Genomic DNA, 19221 nt, shown 5'->3' with positions numbered 1-19221 from the left:
GGGAGCGGCGTCTGGTGCGTGCGATCGCAAGGCGGAGGAGGGAGTCCATGCGGAGCATCGGCGACCGACGACAACGCGGCGAGCGTGCGTGCCAGACGTCGCGAGCCCGGCAAGATCCGAAAGACACGGCCTAGGCGCCCCCTAGTAGCGCGTGATCGCCGTCGGCCCGCCCCGCGTGCCGACGGCGACGTGCGGCCGGCGGTCCGGATCGGCCCAGGCCAGGATCCGCCGCATCGCGTCCTTCGGCACGGACACGCACCCGGCGGTCGCCCCGCGCCCGTTCACGTGCAGGAAGATCCCCGCGCCGCGCCCGCGCACCGGACGCTCGTAGTTGAAGCCGACGACCAGGGCGTGCGCGTACTGCGTGCCGTACGTGACGAGGTGTTCGGCCTCGGTGGCCCGGCAGTCCCGGGGGAGCCCCTCCACCCATCGGTTATAGGCGCGCGCGTCGTTGTCCTGGCACCACCAGGACCGGTCGGTCACCCGTGCGTAGCGGTACGCCGTCCCGGCCGGCGCCGGCTCGACCCGAAGGCGTACGGCAGGTCGTAGAGCCCGGTCGGTGTGGTGTTGGTGCCCTGCCGCCGCAGGCCGCCCTCGGCGAGCCCCTTCGCGCCGAACCGCGCGGGCCCCGACCCGGCCTTCACCCAGCGCCCGCCGCGCCGGTCCCACCAGGTGAGGACGCCGGTCGTGGCGGCGGTGTCCGCGGCCACGGCGGTGATCAGTTGCGAGCCGCCGCCGGTGTCCGCCATGCGGGCGGGCAGCGGCACGGGCACGGGCGGACCGGGGGCGGGGGCGGCGAGCGTCGTGGCCAGGGCTCCGACGACCCCGAGGGCGAGAAGGGTACGCATGGCGCGACGCTAGGCGGGCCGCCGGACGCCCGCCAGATCACGGGGCCGTCCGGGGGAGCGGCGGCGGCACCGAGACCCGGCGCTCCACCTGGTGGCCCGTCAGCGGCCGTTCCCGCTCGCGCGGACGGGCCCGGATGCCCGACGGTGGCGCGTACGCGACGCTGCCGCCTAGGCGACGGTGCCGCGGGTGAGGGCCCGCGGCGAGGGCTCGTCAGGAGAACCGGAACCAGGCCCGGACGCCCCGCGGTCCCGGACCGGTCTCCTCGATCCCGAGGGCCCGCCGGAACCGCAGCCGCGCCACCGGATCGGGGTCCTCCACGAGCCGGCGGGCCGCCTCCTCGTACGCCCCCGTGCCGTGCTCGCGCAGCAGCCGCAGAGCGCGGACGCGGACGTGCAGCGGCCGGTCGGGCCCGGTGCGGCGCAGCAGTTCCTCCTCCGGCAGCCGGTTCGCCCAGGGCAGCAGGGCCCGGGCCGCTTCCCGTACGACACCGGGCGCGGGGTCGTCGAGCAGCCGCAGCAACCGGGCGTGGTCGACGACCTCGAAGACGCGCAGCCCGGCGACGGCGGAGGCGCGGACCGTCGCGCGCGGGTGACCGGTCAGTCCCCACAGCACCTCCGTGTCCCCCTTCCGGTCGCCGCACTCCGCGAGCCCGAGCGGCGCCCGGTCGGGCACGGTCTCCAGGTCCGCGCAGGCGGCCCGGTAGAGCGCTACGGGATCCCGGCCGTCCTGGCGCAGCACCCAGCGGGCGCAGGCCCGCACCATCCCCGACCGGTCGTGCAGGAACGCCTCGGCCTCGGCGGCCCGCCCGGCCTTCCGCAGGGCGGTGACCCCGGCCGAGCGCACCCGGCCCGAGCGGGCGGCGAGCAGCACGGGCAGGGTGTCGTCGGGGACGCCCGCGGCGAGCGCGGCGGTGGCGGCGGTGTCCTGGACGGCCACGTCGTTGTCGTACGCGGCGGTGCGGGCCAGCTCGGTGGGGGTGAGCAGCCCGCGCTCGACGGCGAGGCCGAAGGCGAATCGCCGGGTGGCCCGGTCCGGGCTCAGGAGCAGGGCGCGGACGGTGGCGGCCGGTGCGGCGTGCACAACGTCCCGAAGGAGGCCGACGGCCGCGTCGCCGCGCAGTCTCCGCCGGATCCGGAGGATCACCGAGGCGGTGACGGCCAGTGTGGCGGCGTCCGCCCGGGGCAGGGCCTCGGCGAGGACGGCCCGGGCCCGATCACGTACGGGAACGGCCCAGTCGGTGGTGCGAACGGCGACGAGGGGAAGGGCCCCGAGATGCTCGGCGGCATGGGGAAGAGCGGCCTCCCGGATCAGCCCGCTGGGGTCGCACAGGGCGAGCGCGAGCCGCGCCTCCGTGGGCGCCGGCGCGCGCGACATCGCCCGCAGGGCGCCGGGGAGCCGGCTCGTGCTCAGCCAGGGGTGTGCCGGGCGCTCGATCTCGCCGTAGCCGATGGCGATGCGGATGCCCTCGTCCAGCGCGGTCCACGCCTCCGGGCGCGTCACGTCCAGGACCCGGGCGAGTTGTCGCGCCCCGCTCGCCAGCCCCCGTATCGCCGCGTCCAGCGGCCTCTCCTCGCTCCTCATGCACGGAGCCTAGGTTCCGCGCCCCCGCTCCCGCCTGCGATTTTCGGCCTCCGCGGTGGGCCCTCCGCAGGCGCGTTGACAAAACATACGGAGGACTGCATAGTTATACCCATCAGTGGTTGCAAGGTAAGGAGAACCCCGTGACCGAGCGCGTCGTACTCGCCTATTCGGGCGGCCTGGACACCTCCGTCGCCATCGGCTGGATCGCCGAGGAGACGGGTGCCGAGGTCATCGCCGTCGCCGTGGACGTCGGCCAGGGCGGCGAGGACCTGGACGTCATCCGCAAGCGCGCGCTCGCCTGCGGTGCGGTCGAGGCCGAGGTCGCGGACGCCAAGGACGAGTTCGCCGAGGAGTACTGCCTCCCGGCGATCAAGGCCAACGCCCTCTACATGGACCGCTACCCGCTGGTCTCCGCGCTGTCCCGGCCGGCCATCGTCAAGCACCTGGTCGCCGCCGCCCACAAGCACAACGCCTCGATCGTCGCCCACGGCTGCACCGGCAAGGGTAACGACCAGGTGCGCTTCGAGGCCGGCATCCAGGCCCTCGGCCCGGACCTGAAGTGCATCGCCCCGGTCCGCGACTACGCGATGACCCGGGACAAGGCCATCGCCTTCGCCGAGAAGGCGAACCTGCCGATCGCGACCACCAAGAAGTCCCCGTACTCCATCGACCAGAACGTCTTCGGCCGCGCCATCGAGACCGGCTTCCTCGAGGACATCTGGAACGCCCCGATCGAGGACATCTACGAGTACACCCAGAACCCGGCGGTCGCCCGCGAGGCCGACGAGGTCGTCATCTCCTTCAAGGAGGGCGTGCCGGTCGCCATCGACGGCAAGCCCGTCACCGTCCTCCAGGCGATCCAGCAGCTCAACGAGCGCGCCGGCGCCCAGGGCATCGGCCGGATCGACATGGTCGAGGACCGGCTCGTCGGCATCAAGTCCCGCGAGGTGTACGAGGCTCCCGGCGCGATCGCCCTGATCACCGCCCACCAGGAGCTGGAGAACGTCACCGTCGAGCGCGAGCTGGCCCGCTACAAGCGGCAGGTCGAGCAGCGCTGGGGCGAGCTCGTCTACGACGGCCTGTGGTTCTCCCCGCTCAAGCGCGCCCTGGACGGCTTCATCCAGGAGGCCAACCAGCACGTCACCGGCGACATCCGGATGACCCTGCACGGCGGCCGCGCCGTCGTCACCGGCCGGAAGTCCGCCGAGTCGCTCTACGACTTCAACCTCGCCACCTACGACACGGGCGACACCTTCGACCAGTCGAAGGCCCAGGGCTTCATCGACATCTTCGCGCTCTCCGCGAAGATCGCCGCCAAGCGTGACCTGGCGTAGGCACGACTCGTTCCACAGCCGCCTCCTCACCCCCGCGGTGGGGAGGCGGCCGCACACCCACCGTCTTGAGGAGCAGTAGCTGTGAGCAGCAACAACGGTGACGTCCGGCTCTGGGGCGGCCGGTTCGCCGACGGGCCCGCGGAGGCCCTGGCGAAGCTGTCCGCGTCCGTCCACTTCGACTGGCGTCTCGCGCCGTACGACATCGCCGGTTCCCGTGCCCACGCGCGCGTGCTGCACAAGGCCGGACTGCTCACCGGGGACGAGCTGACCCGCATGCTGGCCGGCCTCGACCGGCTGGAGGCGGACGTCGCCGACGGCTCCTTCACCGGCACCATCGCCGACGAGGACGTCCACACCGCCCTGGAGCGGGGCCTCCTGGAGCGCCTCGGCGCCGAGCTCGGCGGCAAGCTGCGGGCCGGCCGGTCCCGCAACGACCAGGTCGCCACCCTCTTCCGGATGTACCTGCGGGACCACGCCCGGATCATCGGCGGCCTGATCGCCGACCTCCAGGACGCCCTGGTCGGCCTCGCCGAGGCCCACCCGGCCGTCGCCATGCCGGGCCGGACCCACCTCCAGCACGCCCAGCCGGTGCTCTTCGCCCACCACGTCCTGGCCCACGTCCAGTCCCTGTCCCGGGACGCGGAGCGGCTGCGGCAGTGGGACACCCGGACCGCCGTCTCCCCGTACGGCTCCGGCGCGCTCGCCGGCTCCTCGCTCGGCCTCGACCCGGAGGCGGTCGCCAAGGACCTCGGCTTCGAGCGCGGGTCGGCGGGCAACTCCATCGACGGCACCGCCTCGCGGGACTTCGTCGCCGAGTTCGCCTTCATCACGGCGATGATCGGCGTGAACCTCTCCCGGATCGCGGAGGAGATCATCATCTGGAACACGAAGGAGTTCTCCTTCGTGACCCTGCACGACGCCTTCTCCACCGGCTCGTCGATCATGCCGCAGAAGAAGAACCCGGACATCGCCGAGCTGGCCCGGGGCAAGTCCGGCCGCCTCATCGGCAACCTGTCCGGACTCATGGCGACGCTGAAGGCCCTGCCTCTCGCCTACAACCGGGACCTCCAGGAGGACAAGGAGCCGGTCTTCGACTCCATCGACCAGCTCGAGATCCTGCTCCCGGCCTTCACCGGCATGATGGCCACCCTCACCGTCCACCGGGAGCGGATGGAGGAGCTCGCCCCGGCCGGCTTCTCCCTCGCCACGGACATCGCCGAGTGGCTGGTCAAGCAGGGTGTGCCGTTCCGGGTGGCGCACGAGGTGGCCGGCGAGTGCGTCAAGGTCGCCGAGGCGGAGGGCAAGGAGCTCGACGAGCTCACGGACGAGCAGTTCGCCAAGATCTCCGAGCACCTCACCCCCGAGGTCCGTACGGTGCTGAACGTCCCCGGCGCCCTCGCCTCCCGCAGCGGCCGGGGCGGCACGGCCCCCTCGGCGGTCGCCGCCCAGTTGGTCGAGGTCAAGGCGGACCTGGTCATCCAGCACGCCTGGGCCGGCGCCAGGAACTGAATCGACCGCATCGACGCTCTACAGCGCCGCCGCCCAGTCCGCGAGCCTGTCGAAGTCCGGCCGGAGCAGTCCGAGCCGGGGGTCGACGTGCAGCAGCAGGGCGGCGGCGAGGTGGTGGTGCTCCACGTACTCGTGGTCGTACGGCGTGATGTCGTCGTCCACCCATGCGAACGGCCTCCCCTGCGCGTACTCGAGGATGTACTGGGTCTTCCAGAACGTCCCGCGCGGGGAGGCCCCGTGCATGTTCGGCCAGTCGATGAAGGGCAGCTCGGGCAGCCCGAGGCGCGGCCCGATCCAGTCGTTGGCCTCGCCCTTCCACGTCGTCGCCCAGACCAGCTCGTACGCGTCGGCGAGCGCCAGCAGCTCGGGCCCGTGGCCCGGGTTCAGCCACACCCGCAGCGGCTTGCCGGCGAACCAGCCGTCCGGCCGCATCCGGTGCGTCGTATAGCCCTCGGGCCTGCGCTCGGCCTGCGCCGCATAGGGATTCAGCGGCCCGTCCACATCGATCAGCAGCAGCGGCTTCGTCATGTCCACAGCATTCCTTCCCCTGCCTACGTGAGGCGTGGAAATTTCGAATGAGACATTGATGTCTCATTCGGTGTATGGTTGTCTCATGTCAGTCGATCGCACCCAGGTGCTCCACGCCGCCGCCGGCCTGCTCTCCCGCAAGGCGACCGCCACCATGGACGAGGTCGCCCGGGCCGCCGGCATCGGCCGCGCCACCCTGCACCGCCATTTCGCGGGGCGGGACGCGCTGGTCCGGGCGCTGGAGCAGATGTGCATCGAGGAGACCGAGGCCGCGCTCGACGCGGCCCGGATCGGTGAGGGGCCCGCCGACGAGGCGGTACGCAGGCTGATCGGCGCCACGGAGCCGGTCGCACCGCTGCTGGCCTTCCTCGTCACCGAGAACCAGCTCTTCGAGGGCGACCAGCAGAACGAGGGCTGGGCCCGCCTCGACGCCCGGATCGCCGGACTCTTCCGGCGCGGCCAGGAGCAGGGCGTCTTCCGGATCGACCTGACGCCCGTCTGGCTCAGCGAGGCCTTCTACGGGCTGGTCGGCGCGGGCGCCTACGCGGTCGCCGACGGGCGGGTCGCCGCCAAGGACTTCCAGTACATGATCGCCGAGCTGCTGCTCGGCGGAGCGCGCAGGAGCGTGGAGCAGTGATCACCGAAACCGTACAGCACGAGAGCCATACCGAGGGCGTCCGCCGTCCCGGCCGGTGGCTCGCCCTCGCCGTGCTCGTCCTGGCCGTCCTGCTGGTGGCCGTGGACGCCACCGTGCTCGGCCTGGCGACCCCGTTCCTCTCCGAGGACCTCAAGCCCTCCGGCAGCCAGTTGCTGTGGATCGGCGACGTCTACTCCTTCGTCATCGCCGGTCTCCTCGTCTCCATGGGCAGCCTCGGCGACCGCATCGGCCGCAAGAAGCTGCTGCTGGTGGGTGCCGTCGCCTTCGGCGCCGTCTCCGTGATCAACGCGTACGCCACCAGCCCCGAGATGATGATCGCGGCCCGCGCCCTGCTCGGTGTCGCCGGCGCCACCCTCATGCCGTCCACGCTCGCGCTGATCCGCAACCTCTTCCACGACCCGCGCGAGCGCAGCCTCGCCATCGGCATCTGGGGCGCCATGGCCTCGGCCGGCGCCGCCGTCGGTCCGGTCGTCGGCGGCTTCCTGCTGGAGCACTTCTGGTGGGGCTCGGTCTTCCTCATCAACCTGCCCGTGATGGCCGTCCTGGTCCTCATCGGCGTCAAGCTGATCCCCGAGTCGAAGAACCCGAACCCCGGCCCCTGGGACCTCCCGAGCGTCGGCTTCTCCCTCGTCGGCATGATCGGCGTCGTCTACGCGATCAAGGAAGTGGCCTCGCACGGCCTCACCCTCGACGTGGCCGTCGCCGCGGCCGTCGGCCTCGGCGGCCTGACCTGGTTCGTACGCCGCCAGCTCACCCTGCCGACCCCGCTCCTGGACATGCGGCTGTTCCGCAACCGCGGCTTCTCCGCCGCCGTCCTCGCCGACCTGCTCACCATCCTGGGCCTGTCCGGTCTGGTGTTCTTCCTGTCCCAGTTCTTCCAGCTCGTCCAGGGCCGGCAGCCGCTGGAGGCCGGGCTCGCCGAACTGCCCGCCGCCATCGGGGCGGTGACGGCCGGTCTGATCGCCGGCCACGTCGCCCGGCGGTTCACGGTGCGGTCCGTCGTCGCGGGCGGCCTGGCCGCCATCGGCCTCGCCCTGGCGGCCCTGACCACCATCGGCCAGTCCACCGGCTACCCGCTGCTCGGCGCGAGCCTGCTCGTCGTCGGCGTGGGCGCGGGCTTCGCGTTCACCGTCACCGCCGACGTGATCCTCTCCAGCGTCCCCAAGGAGCAGGCCGGTGCCGCCTCCGCGGTCTCCGAGACGGCCTACGAGCTGGGCGCGGCCCTCGGCATCGCCCTCCTCGGCTCCATCGTGACCGGCGTCTACCGGGGCTTCGCCACACCGGCCGGCATCCCCGCCGGTACCGCGGCCGCGGCCCACGACTCGCTCGGCGGCGCCGTCGAGGCGTCCGCGGGCCTCGCCCCGGCGCAGGCCGGTGCGCTGGTCTCCGCCGCCCAGGAGGCGTTCGTCGACGGCCTGCGCATCGCGGCCGGCGTCGGCGCGGCGGTCCTCCTGGCGACGGCGGTCGCGGCCTGGTTCCTGCTGAAGGGCCAGAAGCTGGCCGACGGCGTCGAGCACTGACGCCCGGACGATACGACGGAGGGCGCCCCCCAGGACCGGGGGGCGCCCTCCGTCGTATCCGCTCTGCGCGTTACGCGGCTTCCTTCGCCTTGGTGGCGTACATGTCCACGTACTCCTGACCCGACAGCCGCATGACCTCCGCCATGACCGAGTCCGTCACCGCCCGCAGCACGTACCGGTCGCGGTCCATGCCCTCGTAGCGGGAGAACTCCATCGGCTCGCCGAAGCGGACCGTCACCCGGCCCGGCCGCGGGATGCCCGCGCCGCCCGGCTGGATCTTGTCGGTGCCGATCATCGCGAACGGCACCACCGGCGCGCCCGTCATCAGGGTGAGCCGGGCGATGCCGGTCCGGCCCCGGTAGAGGCGGCCGTCGGGGGAGCGGGTGCCCTCGGGGTAGATCGAGAAGATCCGGCCCTCCTCCAGGACCCGACGCCCCGTCATCAGCGCGGCCACACCGCCGCGGCCGCCGTCGCGGTCCACGGGGATCATGCCGACGCTGGTGAAGAACCAGGCCATCAGCCGGCCCTTGAGGCCCTTGCCCTTGACGTACTCGTCCTTGCCGATGAAGAACACCTGGCGGTCCAGGCAGATCGGCATGATCATCGAGTCGATGAAGGTCAGGTGGTTGCCCGCGAGGATGACCGGGCCCGTGCCGGGGACGTTCTCGGCGCCCTCGACGCGTGGCCGGAACATGAGGCGCAGGACCGGGCCCAGGGTGGCCTTCATGATCGCGAGACGGGACAACGGTTCCTCCGGTGTCGGGCGGGCGGCTCCAGGGAGCCGACGGTGCAGGTGGCGACGATACTCGCGGGTCACGTCCGGTCGCACATCGGGTTCACCCCATGGATACGCGGTGTTGACGTGTGTTTCCGCCATGTTCCCCGCAGGTCTGCCGTCCGTAGGGCATGACTGCCTAGCGTCGGGGACACCTTTGACAGGTGCGGGACATCACACGGAAACACCAAGGAGTGTTCATGACACAGCCCGAGCGCCCGACCCCGGCCCGACGCGCGGTCCTCGGAGCGGCCGGAGCCGCCGTCCTGGGCGGCTCCACCGTCCTCGCCGGCGGCACCGCGCAGGCCGTCCAGTCGGCCGTCGCCGCCGACACCGACCGGGGCGCCGCCCGTGGCACCGGACGCGGCCGCGGCTACCGCTCCCTGCCCGTCCCCACCGTCATCGCCCACCGCGGCGCCAGCGGCTACCGCCCCGAGCACACCCTCGGCTCCTACCGGCTCGCCCTCGACCTCGGCGCCCACGTCATCGAACAGGACCTCGTCCCCACCAAGGACGGCCACCTGGTCTGCCGCCACGAGAACGACATCACCGGCACCACCGACGTCGCCGACCACCCCGAGTTCGCCTCCCGCAGGACCACCAAGACCGTCGACGGCACCGCCCTCACCGGCTGGTTCACCGAGGACTTCACGCTCGCCGAGCTGAAGACCCTCCGCGCCAAGGAGCGCATCCCCGGCACCCGCCAGGAGAACACCCTCTACGACGGCCGCTGGACCGTCCCCACCTTCGAGGAGGTGCTCCGCTGGGCCGAGGAGGAGGGCCGCCGGCGGGGCCGCGAGATCTGGCTGCACGTCGAGACCAAGCACCCCACCTACTTCCGCTCGATCGGCCTCCGCCTCGAGGAGCGGCTCGCCCGGCTGCTGCGCCGCTACGGCCGCCACCGCGCCGACTCGCCGACCTTCCTCCAGTCCTTCGAGCCCACCAGCATGCAGCGGATGGCGAAGCTCGTCGACACGCCCCGCGTCGTGCTCCTGTGGACCCCCGACGACCGCCCCTGGGACTTCCGCGAGACGGGCGACCCGCGCACGGTCGCCGACCTCGTCACCCCCGAGGGCCTGGCCTGGATCGCCTCCTACGCCCAGGGCATCGGCCCCCTCCTCGACCTGGTCATCCCCAAGGACAAGGACGGGCGGCTCGGCACCCCGACGACGCTGGTGCGCGACGCCCATGCGAAGGGCCTGATCCTCCACCCGTACACCCACCGCAACGAGAACACCTTCCTGCCCGCCGACCACCGCAGGGGCACCGACCCCACCGCGTACGGCGACTCCTTCGGCGCCCTCCGGCGCTACCTCGCCACCGGCATCGACGGCATCTTCTCCGACAACCCCGACACCGCCCTGCTGGCGGCGGCGGAGTTCTCGGGGCGCTGAGGCCGCGGGATCCTGGATGTTGGATCCGGGATCCTGGATACGGGATGCCGGATGCGGTCCCCGGGGTACGGGCTCCTGGATATTGGATCCGAGATATTGGATCCAATATCCACCCGCGTACCGCCGACCGGGTGGTTCCCGGCCCGGCCCGCAACCGGGCCCGGCCCGCGCCGCATCGTGGCGGGCATGACCTCCTCCACCTCCCGCACCTCCCGCGAGGCGCTGCTCGCCACCCTCCGGCCCCTGCTCGCCGCCGAGTCCCTGGCGGAGGCCCCGGCCGCCGGCGTCGAGGCCGGAGACCTCGAACAGGCCGTCTGGCTACGGCTCCTGGAACGCCTCCACGAGGACGGCGTCCCCGACCATCCGGCCGACTGGCTGCGCCGGGCCGTACGGGCCGAGGCCCGCCGCGCCCGCCGGGCCTCGGCCCGCGAACGGCCCTACCGCGGCGAACCGGCGCACGATCCCCACCGCTCGCCCGAGCACTCTGCGCTCGCCGCCGAACGCCGCCGCACCGTGCGCGCCGCCGTCCGCCGCACCCCCGGCCACTGCCCCCGGCTGCTCACCGCGATGCTCCACCCGGACGACCCCACCTACCGGGAAATCGCAGGAGCGTTGGGTATCTCACAGGGGAGTCTGGGGCCGATGCGTTCCCGTTGCCTGGGATGCCTGCGCAGAATGCTGGCTGCGGAGGTTCCCGCCCCGGTCGCACGGGGAAGGGTGCCGTAGACCGACGGCGGACCAGGTGAGCGGGAGGCATGCACACATGGGCATGAGCGTGACCATCTCAGCGGCAGAGGCGCAGGACGCGGAGCACATCCTCAAGCTGCAGTACCTCTGCTATCAGCGCGAGGCCGAGATCTACCAGGACTGGTCCATCGAGCCGCTCACCCAGTCGCTGGACGCCCTGCGCGCCGAACTCGCCGAGGGCAAGGGCTTCGTCGCCCGCCTCGGCGACGAGATCGTCGCCTCCGTACGCGGCCGGCTCGACGAGGACGGCACCGTACGGATCGCCAAGCTCATCGTCCACCCCCGCCTCCAGCGCCACGGCCTCGGCGGCCGCCTGCTCGACGCCATCGAGAGCCACTTCGCGGGCGAGCCCGCCCCCGCCGCCAAGCGCTTCCAGCTCTTCACCGGCCACCGCAGCGAGGGCAACCTGCGCCTCTACCGCAGCAAGGGGTACGAGCAGGTCGCCACCCGCGAGATCGGCCCGCGCCTCACCCTCGTCACCCTGGAGAAGGCCGCCTAGCCGGCACCGGCGGATCGGGGCCGGACACCGGACCGGCCCCGCCCACCGTCCCGCACACCCCAGCCCTCCCGTCCGCCCCCGTCCTGTTCCGTCAGGCCCGCAGCTCAGGCGGGCCGCATCGCCGCCCGGTAGCGGGACGGGGCGATCCCGAACCGCTCGGTGAACGCCTGCCGCAGCGCCTCCGCGCTGCCGAACCCGCAGCGCGCCGCCACCCCGGCCAGCGGCAGCGTCGTCGAGGCGAGGAGCTGCGCGGCCGCCTCGGTGCGGGCCTGCCGCACATAACGGCCGGGCGCCCGGCCCAGTTGCTCCGTGAACATCCGGGTCAGATGGCGGGGCGTCACCCCCGCCCGGGCCGCGAGCGCCGCCGTGCTCAGGTCGCCGTCCGGATGGGCCGCGATGTGCTCGACGAGGCCGCGGACCGTGGCGTCGCGGGCCGGCGGGGTCGCGGTGAACAGGCTCATCTGCGCCTGGTTCCCCGGCCGTTGGAGATAGACCACGAGGTCCCGGGCGACCTGGCGGGCCAGCTCCGGACCGTGGTCCTCCTCGACGAACGCGAGGGTGAGGTCGAGGGCGCTGGTGACCCCGGCGGCGGTGTACACGTGCCCGTCGCGGACGTAGATCGGGGCAGGGTCCACCGTCACCTTCGGGTGCCGCTCGGCGAGCTGCCGCGCGAACCGCCAGTGCGTGGTGGCCCGCCGCCCGTCGAGGAGCCCGGCCGCGGCCAGCACTCCCGCACCCGTGCACACCGACGCCACCCTGCGGCTCTCCCGCGCGAGCCGCCGCACGTGCCCGACGAGCCGGGTGTCCGCCGCCGCCCGCTCGAAGCCCGTACCGCCCGAGACGATCAGCGTGTCGAGGGGGCCGGTCAGCCGCTCCAGCGATTGCTCGCTGCCGAGGACGAGACCCGAGCCGCAGACCAGGGGGCCGCCGCCCGGACCCGCCAGGAGCACCCGGTACGGGACCGCGGGCGCGCCGATCCCGTTGGCCATGGCCAGGGTCGTGGTCACGCACGCGATGTCCAGAAGCTCGGCCGCCTCGTAACCGACCACCACCATGAGCCGCTCCGCCATGGGCCCGACCCTATGCCGGAAGGACGGGTACCCCAAGGGGACGGACACCGCGGCCGCACACCGCTTCCCGGCGCCCCGGACGCCCGCGACAGTGGTCCTCACGGCACCCGCCGCGCTCGCCGACAGGCCGCTCCCGGAAGGCACCCGCATGCACACGCTCGCGCACCGCTGGCCCACCCTGGTCGCCCTGGCCCTGGCGGGCCTCACCTTCGTCGACGGCCGGCCGGCACCGGAGTTCCTCGCGGCGGTCCTCGCCGCGATGCCGCTGTTCTATCTGCTCTTCGGCGCGCTCCGCGGCGAACTGCGGCCCCCGCGCGTCCTCGCCGCGCAGTTGGCCGGCCTCGCCGCCTTCGCCGCCGTCGCCCTGCTCGCCGTGACCGTGGACGGCACCCTCGCGCTCCTCGTCCTGGCGGCCGGCTGGCTGGGCCACGCCGTGTGGGACGCCGCGCACTTCGTGAAGGCGCGGGTGGCACCCCGGCAGTGGTCCGAGTGGTGCGGCGTCTTCGACGCCTGCGGCGCCCTCGCCCTCCTCCTGGCCGCGCTCTAGAAGCGTCCGGACACGCGGCGGCTCACGCGGCCGTACCGCTCAGGCGGCCGTACCGCTCAGGCGGCCGTACCGCTCAGGCGGCCGTACCGCTCACGCGGCCGTGCGCGACCGGCGCAGCCACCAGATGCCGGTCAGCGGAAGAAGCACCGGAATGAAGATGTAGCCGTAGCCGTAGTTCGACCAGACCGTCGCGTCCGGGAAGGCCGACGGCTCGACCAGCGTCCAGGTCCCCACGATCAGTACGCCCGCGAGCTCGGCGGCGCAGCACACCAGCGCCGCCTTGCGGGCCGTCTCCCCGCCCCGTACCAGCGTGTAGGTGATGAAGGCGTACACCACGGCCGCCACCGCCGACAGGCCGTACGCGAGCGGCGCCCGGTCGAACTCGGTGGCGATCTGGTAGATCGAGCGGGAGACCGCGCCCACCGACATCACGCCGTACAGCCAGACCACCAGCATGCCCGGTCCCTTGACCAGGCGCGTGGTCCCCTCGGTCGCGGTCATGGTCAGCCCACCGTCCAGATGTCGTGGAGACGCACTTCGAGCACGGCGAGCACCACCGCGCCGGCCGACACCGTCGCCGAGCCCCACTTGCTGCGCTCGGTCAGCGACATCAGACCGGCCGCCGGCACCGCGCACAGCGCGCCCAGCAGATAGGCGACGAAGATCGTCGCGCCCTCCTCGGCCTTCTCGCCGCGCGCCAGTTGCACGATGCCGACCACGAGCTGCACCAGGGCGAGGAAGGCCACCACGGCCATGCCGATGAAGTGCCAGTCCTTGGTGGGCTGGTCCCGGGTGAAGGCGAAGCCGCACCAGGCGGCGAGCGCGAGCGCGGCCACCGAGACCGCGACCGTCAGGGCGTCAAGCATGCGCCCGAGGGTATTACGGGCCGAATGGCCCGATGCGCGCGGCCCCCGGTCGCCCGCCGGACCGAAGCGTGGCCTCGGCCACAGAACGCGCTCGCGAACGGCTCCGGCGGACACCCCGAGCCGAGCGGTGTCGTGCCAGGCCACCGGCGGGAGAGGGAGGCCGTCGCGCACCGCCCGGCCGGGCCGGACTGTCCGCATGGCGTCTCAGTCATGTCCGCTATACGGACACTCCGCCGTCGTTCGCACATGTGCATGCTTTACTTGCCCCCATGACCACGACGAGCAGCCGCACCCTTGCGACCGAGGCGATCACGACGCCCGGTGCTCGTTGTCTGTGTCGAATGTGCGCCATCTGAGGGCCCCCGCCAGAGACTCGCGCCCCGAAGCGAGCCCCGACGGCCGCGCCGGCCCGCACCCCCCGGGTGCCGGACCGAGCCCGCCCCGCGCACCCGCTGCCTCCCGGCCACCAGCCGCGACAGCGACCGCCTGCGCCTGACTGTCCGAACGACGAATGCCCCGTGCCCGGCGGACCCCGCGCCGCGCACTCGACAGTGACGGAAACCCTGTGATCACCACTTCGGGCCTGACCAAGGTCTACGAGTCGCGAGGCCGCCAGGTCACCGCTCTGGACGGCGTCGACCTCCATGTCCGCGAGGGCGAGGTCTTCGGCGTGATCGGCCAGAGCGGCGCCGGAAAGTCCTCGCTCATCCGCTGCGTCAACCTCCTGGAGCGCCCCACCTCCGGCACCGTGACCGTCGACGGCGTCGACCTCACCGCCCTCGCCGGCCGCGGCCGGCGCGCCGGCAAGGACCTGCGCCGCGCCCGCAGCCGCATCGGCATGGTCTTCCAGCACTTCAACCTGCTGTCCTCCCGCACCGTCAAGGACAACATCGAGCTCCCCCTGGAGATCCTCGGCGTCTCCGGCGCCGAGCGCACCCGCCGCGCCCTGGAACTCCTCGACCTCGTCGGCCTCGCCGACAAGGCCAAGGCGTACCCCGGCCAGCTCTCCGGCGGCCAGAAGCAGCGCGTCGGCATCGCCCGCGCCCTCGCCGGCGAGCCCAAGGTCCTCCTGTCCGACGAGGCCACCAGCGCCCTCGACCCGGAGACCACCCGCTCCATCCTCCAGTTGCTGCGCGACCTCAACCAGCAGCTCGGCCTCACCGTCCTCCTCATCACCCACGAGATGGACGTCGTCAAGACCATCTGCGACTCGGCCGCCCTCATGCAGAAGGGCCGCATCGTCGAGTCCGGCACCGTCGGCGAACTGCTCGCCACCCCCGGCTCCCAGCTCGCCGCCGAGCTCTTCCCCGTCAGCGGCGCCGCCACCGGCCCCGACCGCACCGTCGTGGACGTCACCTTCCACGGCGAGACCGCCACCCAGCCGGTGATCTCGCAGCTCTCCCGTACGTACAACATCGACATCTCGATCCTCGGCGCGGCCATGGACACCGTCGGCGGCCGGCAGATCGGCCGCATGCGCATCGAGCTCCCCGGCCGCTACGAGGACAACGTCGTCCCGGTCGGCTTCCTGCGCGAGCAGGGCCTCCAGATCGAGATCGTCGAACCGCAGGACCGGCCGGTGCCCGCCGAGGCGCCCGCGCTGGTGAAGGAAGGTGCCAAGTGACCTGGTCCGAGATGCAGCCGCTCCTCGAGCAGGGCACCGTCGACACCCTCTACATGGTCCTGTGGGCCACCGTCGTCACCGTCATCGGCGGCCTCCCCCTCGGCATCCTCCTCGTCCTCACCGACAAGGGCGGACTCCTCCAGAACCGGCCGGTGAACAAGGTCGTCGGCGCGATCGTGAACGTGGGCCGCTCGCTGCCCTTCATCATCCTGCTGATCGCCCTGATCCCGTTCACCACCTTCGTCGTCGGCACCTTCATCGGCCCGACCGCGATGATCGTGCCGCTCGCCATCGGCGCCATCCCCTTCTTCGCCCGGCTCGTCGAGACCGCCATCCGCGAGGTCGACCACGGACTCGTCGAAGCCGTCCAGGCCATGGGCGGCGGCATCCCCACCATCGTCCGCAAGGTCCTCCTCCCGCAGGCCCTGCCCTCGCTCGTCTCCGCCGTCACCACCACCGTGATCGTGCTCATCGGCTACTCCGCGATGGCCGGCGCGGTCGGCGGCGAAGGACTCGGCTCCAAGGCCGTCACCTACGGATACCAGCGCTTCGACACCACCTTCATGCTGGTCACCGTCGTCGTCCTGGTCGTGATCGTCACCGTCGTCCAGCTCATCGGCGACGGCGTCGTCCGCCTCCTCGCCCGCCGCGGCCGCACCGCGTAAGGCCCCCGACTTCGCCACCCGAAGACAAGCCCGGACTTGTTGTCCAGGCGACCACCGCACCACCGGAAAGAGGCACTCTTCGTGCGTAAGAACATCAAGCTCACCACCGGCATCGCCGCCACCGCCGCCCTCGCCCTCGGCCTCACCGCCTGCGGCACCTCCTCCGACCCGTCCTCCTCCAAGGACGCGGCCGGCTCCCCCGACAAGGCACTCGTCGTCGCCGCGTCCCCGACGCCGCACGCCGACATCCTCGACTTCGTCAAGAAGAACCTCGCCGCGAAGGAGGGCCTGAAGCTGGAGGTGCGCGAGTTCACGGACTACGTCCTGCCGAACACCGCCACCGAGACCGGCCAGGTCGACGCCAACTTCTTCCAGCACAAGCCGTACCTCGACGACTTCAACAAGAAGAACAACACCCACATCGTCCCGGTGGCCAACGTCCACCTGGAGCCGCTCGGCCTCTACTCCAAGAGCCTGAAGTCGGTCAAGGACATCAAGGCCGGCCAGACCATCGCCGTCCCCAACGACACCACCAACGAGGGCCGCGCCCTCCACCTGCTCGCCGACAACGGCCTCATCACCCTCAAGGCGGGCGTCGGCACCGACGCCAAGCTCTCCGACATCACCGACAAGAAGGGCCTGGAGTTCAAGGAGCTGGAGGCCGCCACCGTGCCCCGCGCCCTGAACGACGTCGACGCCGCCGTCATCAACGGCAACTACGCCATCGAGGCCAAGCTCCAGCCCGCCAAGGACTCCCTCGTCCTGGAGAAGGCGGAGGGCAACCCCTACGCCAACTTCCTCGCGGTGAAGGAAGGCAACGAGAAGGACGCCCGCGTCCAGAAGCTCGTCAAGCTCCTCAACTCGCCCGAGGTGAAGAAGTACATCGAGGACACCTACAAGGGCTCGGTCATCCCGGCCTTCGGCACCCCCGCGAAGTAACACCGGCGGTACCGCCCCCGTCCCGCAGGCCCCGCGCGCCCCGTCCGGCACGCGGGGCCTTCGGCTCACCCGCGCATGCGCGGCGGCATCCCCATGCTGCATGCTGTGCGTTCACGGTCTTCACGTATGGAGCTGCGCATGACTACGACCTTCCCGTCCATCTCCATCAGCACGGACCGGTTGGTGCTGCGCGCGTACGAAGAGGCCGACATCCCCGCCTTCGTGGAGATGATGAACGACGAACTCGTCGTCGCCTGGACCTCCGTCCCGCACCCGTACACCCGCGCGGACGCCGAGCAATGGGTGCGCAGGATCGCTCCTGCGGAACGCACCGAAGGCCGCGGCATCGTCTTCGCCGTCACCGAGTTCCTCACCCAGCGCCTCGTCGGTACCGTCCACCTCCACAACACCAACTGGCGCACCCGAGCCACCGAGGTCGCCTACGTGACCGCCCCCTGGGCCCGCGGCGAGGGATACGCCACCGAGTCCGTCCTCGCCGTCGCCCAGTGGCTCTTCGGCGACCGCGGCTTCGAACGCCTCGAACTGCGCACCGCCGCCGACAACACCGCCTCCCAGCAGGTCGCCCAGAAGATCGGCTGCATCAGCGAAGGCGTCCTGCGCAACGCCTGGATAGCGCGCAGCCAGACCGAGTCCGGCGAGTGGGCCGACATCCGCACCGACCTCATCGTCTGGAGCCTCCTCCCCGAGGACCTCGACGGCGTCGCCGACCAGATGGCCGAGGCCGGCTACTCCACCTACGCCGACTGGAGCTGACCGCCCCGGTAGGCTCGGACCCGCCCCGACCTGCACACACTCCGAGGGAGACAGACACAGATGGCCGACCGGGTCACGGTGATCGGCTGGGACGGCTCACCCCTCACCGCGGCGGCCCGGTCCGCCCTCGCGGCCGCCACCCTCGTGGCCGGCGCCGCCCACCACCTGGCACTGCCCGAAGTGCCGCCCGCCGCCGAACGCGTCCGCCTCGGCAGCGTCGACCTCGCCGCCCGCCGCATCGCCGCCCACCGCGGCACCGCCGTCGTCCTCGCCGACGGCGACCCCGGCTTCTTCGGCGTCGTCCGCACCCTGCGCGCCCCCGAGCACGGCCTCGAGGTCGAGGTCGTCCCCGCCGTGTCCTCCGTCGCCGCCGCCTTCGCCCGGGCCGGCATGCCCTGGGACGACGCCCGGATCGTCGTCGCCCACCAGCGCACCCTGCGCCGCGCCGTCAACGTCTGCCGCGCCCACCCCAAGGTCGCCGTCCTCACCTCGCCCGGCGCCGGACCCGCCGAACTCGCCCTGCTCCTCGACGGAGTCCACCGCACCTTCGTCATCTGCGAAGCCCTCGGCACCGAACGCGAGCAGGTCAGCGTCCTCACCTCCGACAAGGCCGCCGACCACGCCTGGCGCGACCCCAACGTCGTCCTCGTCATCGGCGGCGGCAACTCCGCCGCGGGCTGGCTCATGGGCCACGACACGCCCGCCGTACGCGGCTGGGCCCTGCCCACGGAGGACACCGAGGGCCGCACCGGCCAGGACGCCACCCTGCGCGCCGCCCAACTCGCCCGCCTCGGCCCCCGCGTCGGCGACCTCGTCTGGGACATCGGCTGCGCCGGCGGCGTCTTCTCCGTCGAGGCCGCCCGCTTCGGCGCCGCCGTCATCGCCGTCGACACCGACCCCGGCGCCTGCGCCCGCACCGAGGCCGCCGCCCGCCGGGCCGGCGTCCAGCTCCAGACCGTCCCCGGCCGCGCCCCGCACGTCCTGGAGAGCCTGCCCGAGCCCGACGTCGTCCGCATCGGCGGCGGGGGAGTCCCCGTCGTCACCGCCTGCACCGACCGCAGGCCCGAACGGATCGTCGCGCACGCCGCCACCCGCGACGAGGCCGAGGCGATCGGCGCCGCGCTCGCCGACGGCGGTTACGACGTCGAGTGCGCCCTGCTCCAGACGGTCGGCCTCGCCCCGGACGACTGGGCGGAGCGCGCCCGGTCCGTCGTCTTCCTGCTGGCCGGCCGCAGGACCTGAGGGGCCGACCCGTGATCGCGCCGTCCGAGGGGCGCGGTAGGCTGGCCGATTGTTGTACCGCACCGGGACGTTCGGCGTTTTGTTCGTCAATGTCCGGAAG

Annotated in this window: 19 protein-coding genes and 1 pseudogene; 13 read left to right on the top strand and 7 right to left on the bottom strand. The window is 72.6% G+C overall.

Annotation, left to right across the window (positions count from 1 at the left end; translation table 11 throughout):
• Positions 1–141: 141 nt before the first annotated feature.
• Together ABZ135_RS31180 and ABZ135_RS31175 are read right to left on the bottom strand one after the other, a co-directional pair.
• Positions 142–848 (bottom strand): annotated as a pseudogene (locus tag ABZ135_RS31180) (L,D-transpeptidase family protein).
• Between the two features lie 211 nt (positions 849–1059).
• The gene (locus ABZ135_RS31175; RefSeq protein ID WP_356700422.1) at positions 1060–2430 is read right to left on the bottom strand and encodes a hypothetical protein; all 1371 of its coding nucleotides are present in this window, start codon (positions 2428–2430) and stop codon (positions 1060–1062) included.
• A 140-nt stretch (positions 2431–2570) separates the two neighbouring features.
• On the opposite strand from ABZ135_RS31175, the gene ABZ135_RS31170 reads away from it, so the two are divergent.
• Both ABZ135_RS31170 and argH read left to right on the top strand, forming a co-directional pair.
• Positions 2571–3764 carry an argininosuccinate synthase gene (locus ABZ135_RS31170; RefSeq protein ID WP_356700420.1) on the top strand — a complete coding sequence of 398 codons (1194 nt, stop codon included), beginning with the start codon at positions 2571–2573 and terminating at the stop codon, positions 3762–3764.
• 81 nt (positions 3765–3845) lie between these two features.
• Positions 3846–5273 (top strand): argininosuccinate lyase, encoded by a 1428-nt coding sequence (argH, locus tag ABZ135_RS31165; protein ID WP_356700418.1) that lies wholly within the window; start codon positions 3846–3848, stop codon positions 5271–5273.
• 18 nt (positions 5274–5291) lie between these two features.
• On the opposite strand, the gene ABZ135_RS31160 is transcribed toward argH, so the two are convergent.
• A complete protein-coding gene (locus tag ABZ135_RS31160) occupies positions 5292–5801 on the bottom strand; it encodes an HAD domain-containing protein (RefSeq protein ID WP_356700416.1) in 510 nt (169 codons plus the stop codon).
• An 85-nt stretch (positions 5802–5886) separates the two neighbouring features.
• On the opposite strand from ABZ135_RS31160, the gene ABZ135_RS31155 reads away from it, so the two are divergent.
• Positions 5887–6438 (top strand): helix-turn-helix domain-containing protein, encoded by a 552-nt coding sequence (locus ABZ135_RS31155; RefSeq protein ID WP_356700414.1) that lies wholly within the window; start codon positions 5887–5889, stop codon positions 6436–6438.
• Complete coding sequence (locus tag ABZ135_RS31150) at positions 6435–7979, top strand: MFS transporter (RefSeq protein ID WP_356700413.1); 1545 nt, start codon at positions 6435–6437, stop codon at positions 7977–7979. The genes ABZ135_RS31155 and ABZ135_RS31150 overlap by 4 nt, the downstream gene beginning before the upstream one ends.
• A gap of 70 nt (positions 7980–8049) precedes the next feature.
• Here the strand turns inward: ABZ135_RS31150 and ABZ135_RS31145 are convergent, their stop codons facing one another.
• Positions 8050–8724, bottom strand: a complete 675-nt coding sequence (locus ABZ135_RS31145) for a lysophospholipid acyltransferase family protein (RefSeq protein WP_356700411.1) — start codon at positions 8722–8724, stop codon at positions 8050–8052.
• A 230-nt stretch (positions 8725–8954) separates the two neighbouring features.
• Here ABZ135_RS31145 and ABZ135_RS31140 point away from each other — a divergent pair, with 230 nt between their 5' ends.
• The 3 genes from ABZ135_RS31140 to ABZ135_RS31130 all read left to right on the top strand — a co-directional run bounded on the left by ABZ135_RS31140 (position 8955) and on the right by ABZ135_RS31130 (position 11394).
• Positions 8955–10148, top strand: a complete 1194-nt coding sequence (locus ABZ135_RS31140) for a glycerophosphodiester phosphodiesterase (protein ID WP_356700409.1) — start codon at positions 8955–8957, stop codon at positions 10146–10148.
• Between the two features lie 186 nt (positions 10149–10334).
• Positions 10335–10874, top strand: coding sequence for a sigma-70 family RNA polymerase sigma factor (locus tag ABZ135_RS31135; protein ID WP_356700407.1), 540 nt, complete (start codon positions 10335–10337; stop codon positions 10872–10874).
• A 37-nt stretch (positions 10875–10911) separates the two neighbouring features.
• Positions 10912–11394 carry a GNAT family N-acetyltransferase gene (locus tag ABZ135_RS31130; RefSeq protein ID WP_356700405.1) on the top strand — a complete coding sequence of 161 codons (483 nt, stop codon included), beginning with the start codon at positions 10912–10914 and terminating at the stop codon, positions 11392–11394.
• A gap of 104 nt (positions 11395–11498) precedes the next feature.
• Here the strand turns inward: ABZ135_RS31130 and ABZ135_RS31125 are convergent, their stop codons facing one another.
• On the bottom strand, positions 11499–12464 hold the full coding sequence (locus tag ABZ135_RS31125; RefSeq protein WP_356700403.1) for a helix-turn-helix domain-containing protein: 966 nt from the start codon (positions 12462–12464) through the stop codon (positions 11499–11501).
• Between the two features lie 148 nt (positions 12465–12612).
• Between ABZ135_RS31125 and ABZ135_RS31120 the strand changes: the two genes are divergently transcribed.
• Complete coding sequence (locus ABZ135_RS31120) at positions 12613–13011, top strand: hypothetical protein (protein ID WP_356700401.1); 399 nt, start codon at positions 12613–12615, stop codon at positions 13009–13011.
• Between the two features lie 90 nt (positions 13012–13101).
• On the opposite strand, the gene ABZ135_RS31115 is transcribed toward ABZ135_RS31120, so the two are convergent.
• Together ABZ135_RS31115 and ABZ135_RS31110 are read right to left on the bottom strand one after the other, a co-directional pair.
• Positions 13102–13512, bottom strand: a complete 411-nt coding sequence (locus ABZ135_RS31115) for a hypothetical protein (protein ID WP_356700399.1) — start codon at positions 13510–13512, stop codon at positions 13102–13104.
• Between the two features lie 2 nt (positions 13513–13514).
• Positions 13515–13877, bottom strand: a complete 363-nt coding sequence (locus ABZ135_RS31110; protein WP_356700397.1) for a hypothetical protein — start codon at positions 13875–13877, stop codon at positions 13515–13517.
• Positions 13878–14442: 565 nt separating this feature from the next.
• Here ABZ135_RS31110 and ABZ135_RS31105 point away from each other — a divergent pair.
• The 5 genes from ABZ135_RS31105 (at position 14443) to cbiE (ending at position 19121) form a co-directional block, all read left to right on the top strand.
• Complete coding sequence (locus tag ABZ135_RS31105) at positions 14443–15501, top strand: ATP-binding cassette domain-containing protein (protein WP_356700395.1); 1059 nt, start codon at positions 14443–14445, stop codon at positions 15499–15501.
• Complete coding sequence (locus ABZ135_RS31100) at positions 15498–16166, top strand: methionine ABC transporter permease (RefSeq protein ID WP_356700393.1); 669 nt, start codon at positions 15498–15500, stop codon at positions 16164–16166. The genes ABZ135_RS31105 and ABZ135_RS31100 overlap by 4 nt, the downstream gene beginning before the upstream one ends.
• Before the next feature lie 81 nt (positions 16167–16247).
• Positions 16248–17105, top strand: a complete 858-nt coding sequence (locus ABZ135_RS31095; RefSeq protein ID WP_356700391.1) for a MetQ/NlpA family ABC transporter substrate-binding protein — start codon at positions 16248–16250, stop codon at positions 17103–17105.
• A gap of 138 nt (positions 17106–17243) precedes the next feature.
• On the top strand, positions 17244–17879 hold the full coding sequence (locus ABZ135_RS31090; protein ID WP_356700389.1) for a GNAT family N-acetyltransferase: 636 nt from the start codon (positions 17244–17246) through the stop codon (positions 17877–17879).
• Positions 17880–17939: 60 nt separating this feature from the next.
• On the top strand, positions 17940–19121 hold the full coding sequence (gene cbiE, locus ABZ135_RS31085) for a precorrin-6y C5,15-methyltransferase (decarboxylating) subunit CbiE (RefSeq protein ID WP_356700387.1): 1182 nt from the start codon (positions 17940–17942) through the stop codon (positions 19119–19121).
• The last annotated feature ends 100 nt before the right edge of the window (positions 19122–19221 follow it).

The sequence above is a fragment of the Streptomyces sp. NPDC006339 genome, assembly GCF_040612775.1.
GTDB lineage: Bacteria > Actinomycetota > Actinomycetes > Streptomycetales > Streptomycetaceae > Streptomyces.
Note: the sequence above shows the minus strand (reverse complement) of the source record. Positions and strands in the feature narration are given on the sequence as shown.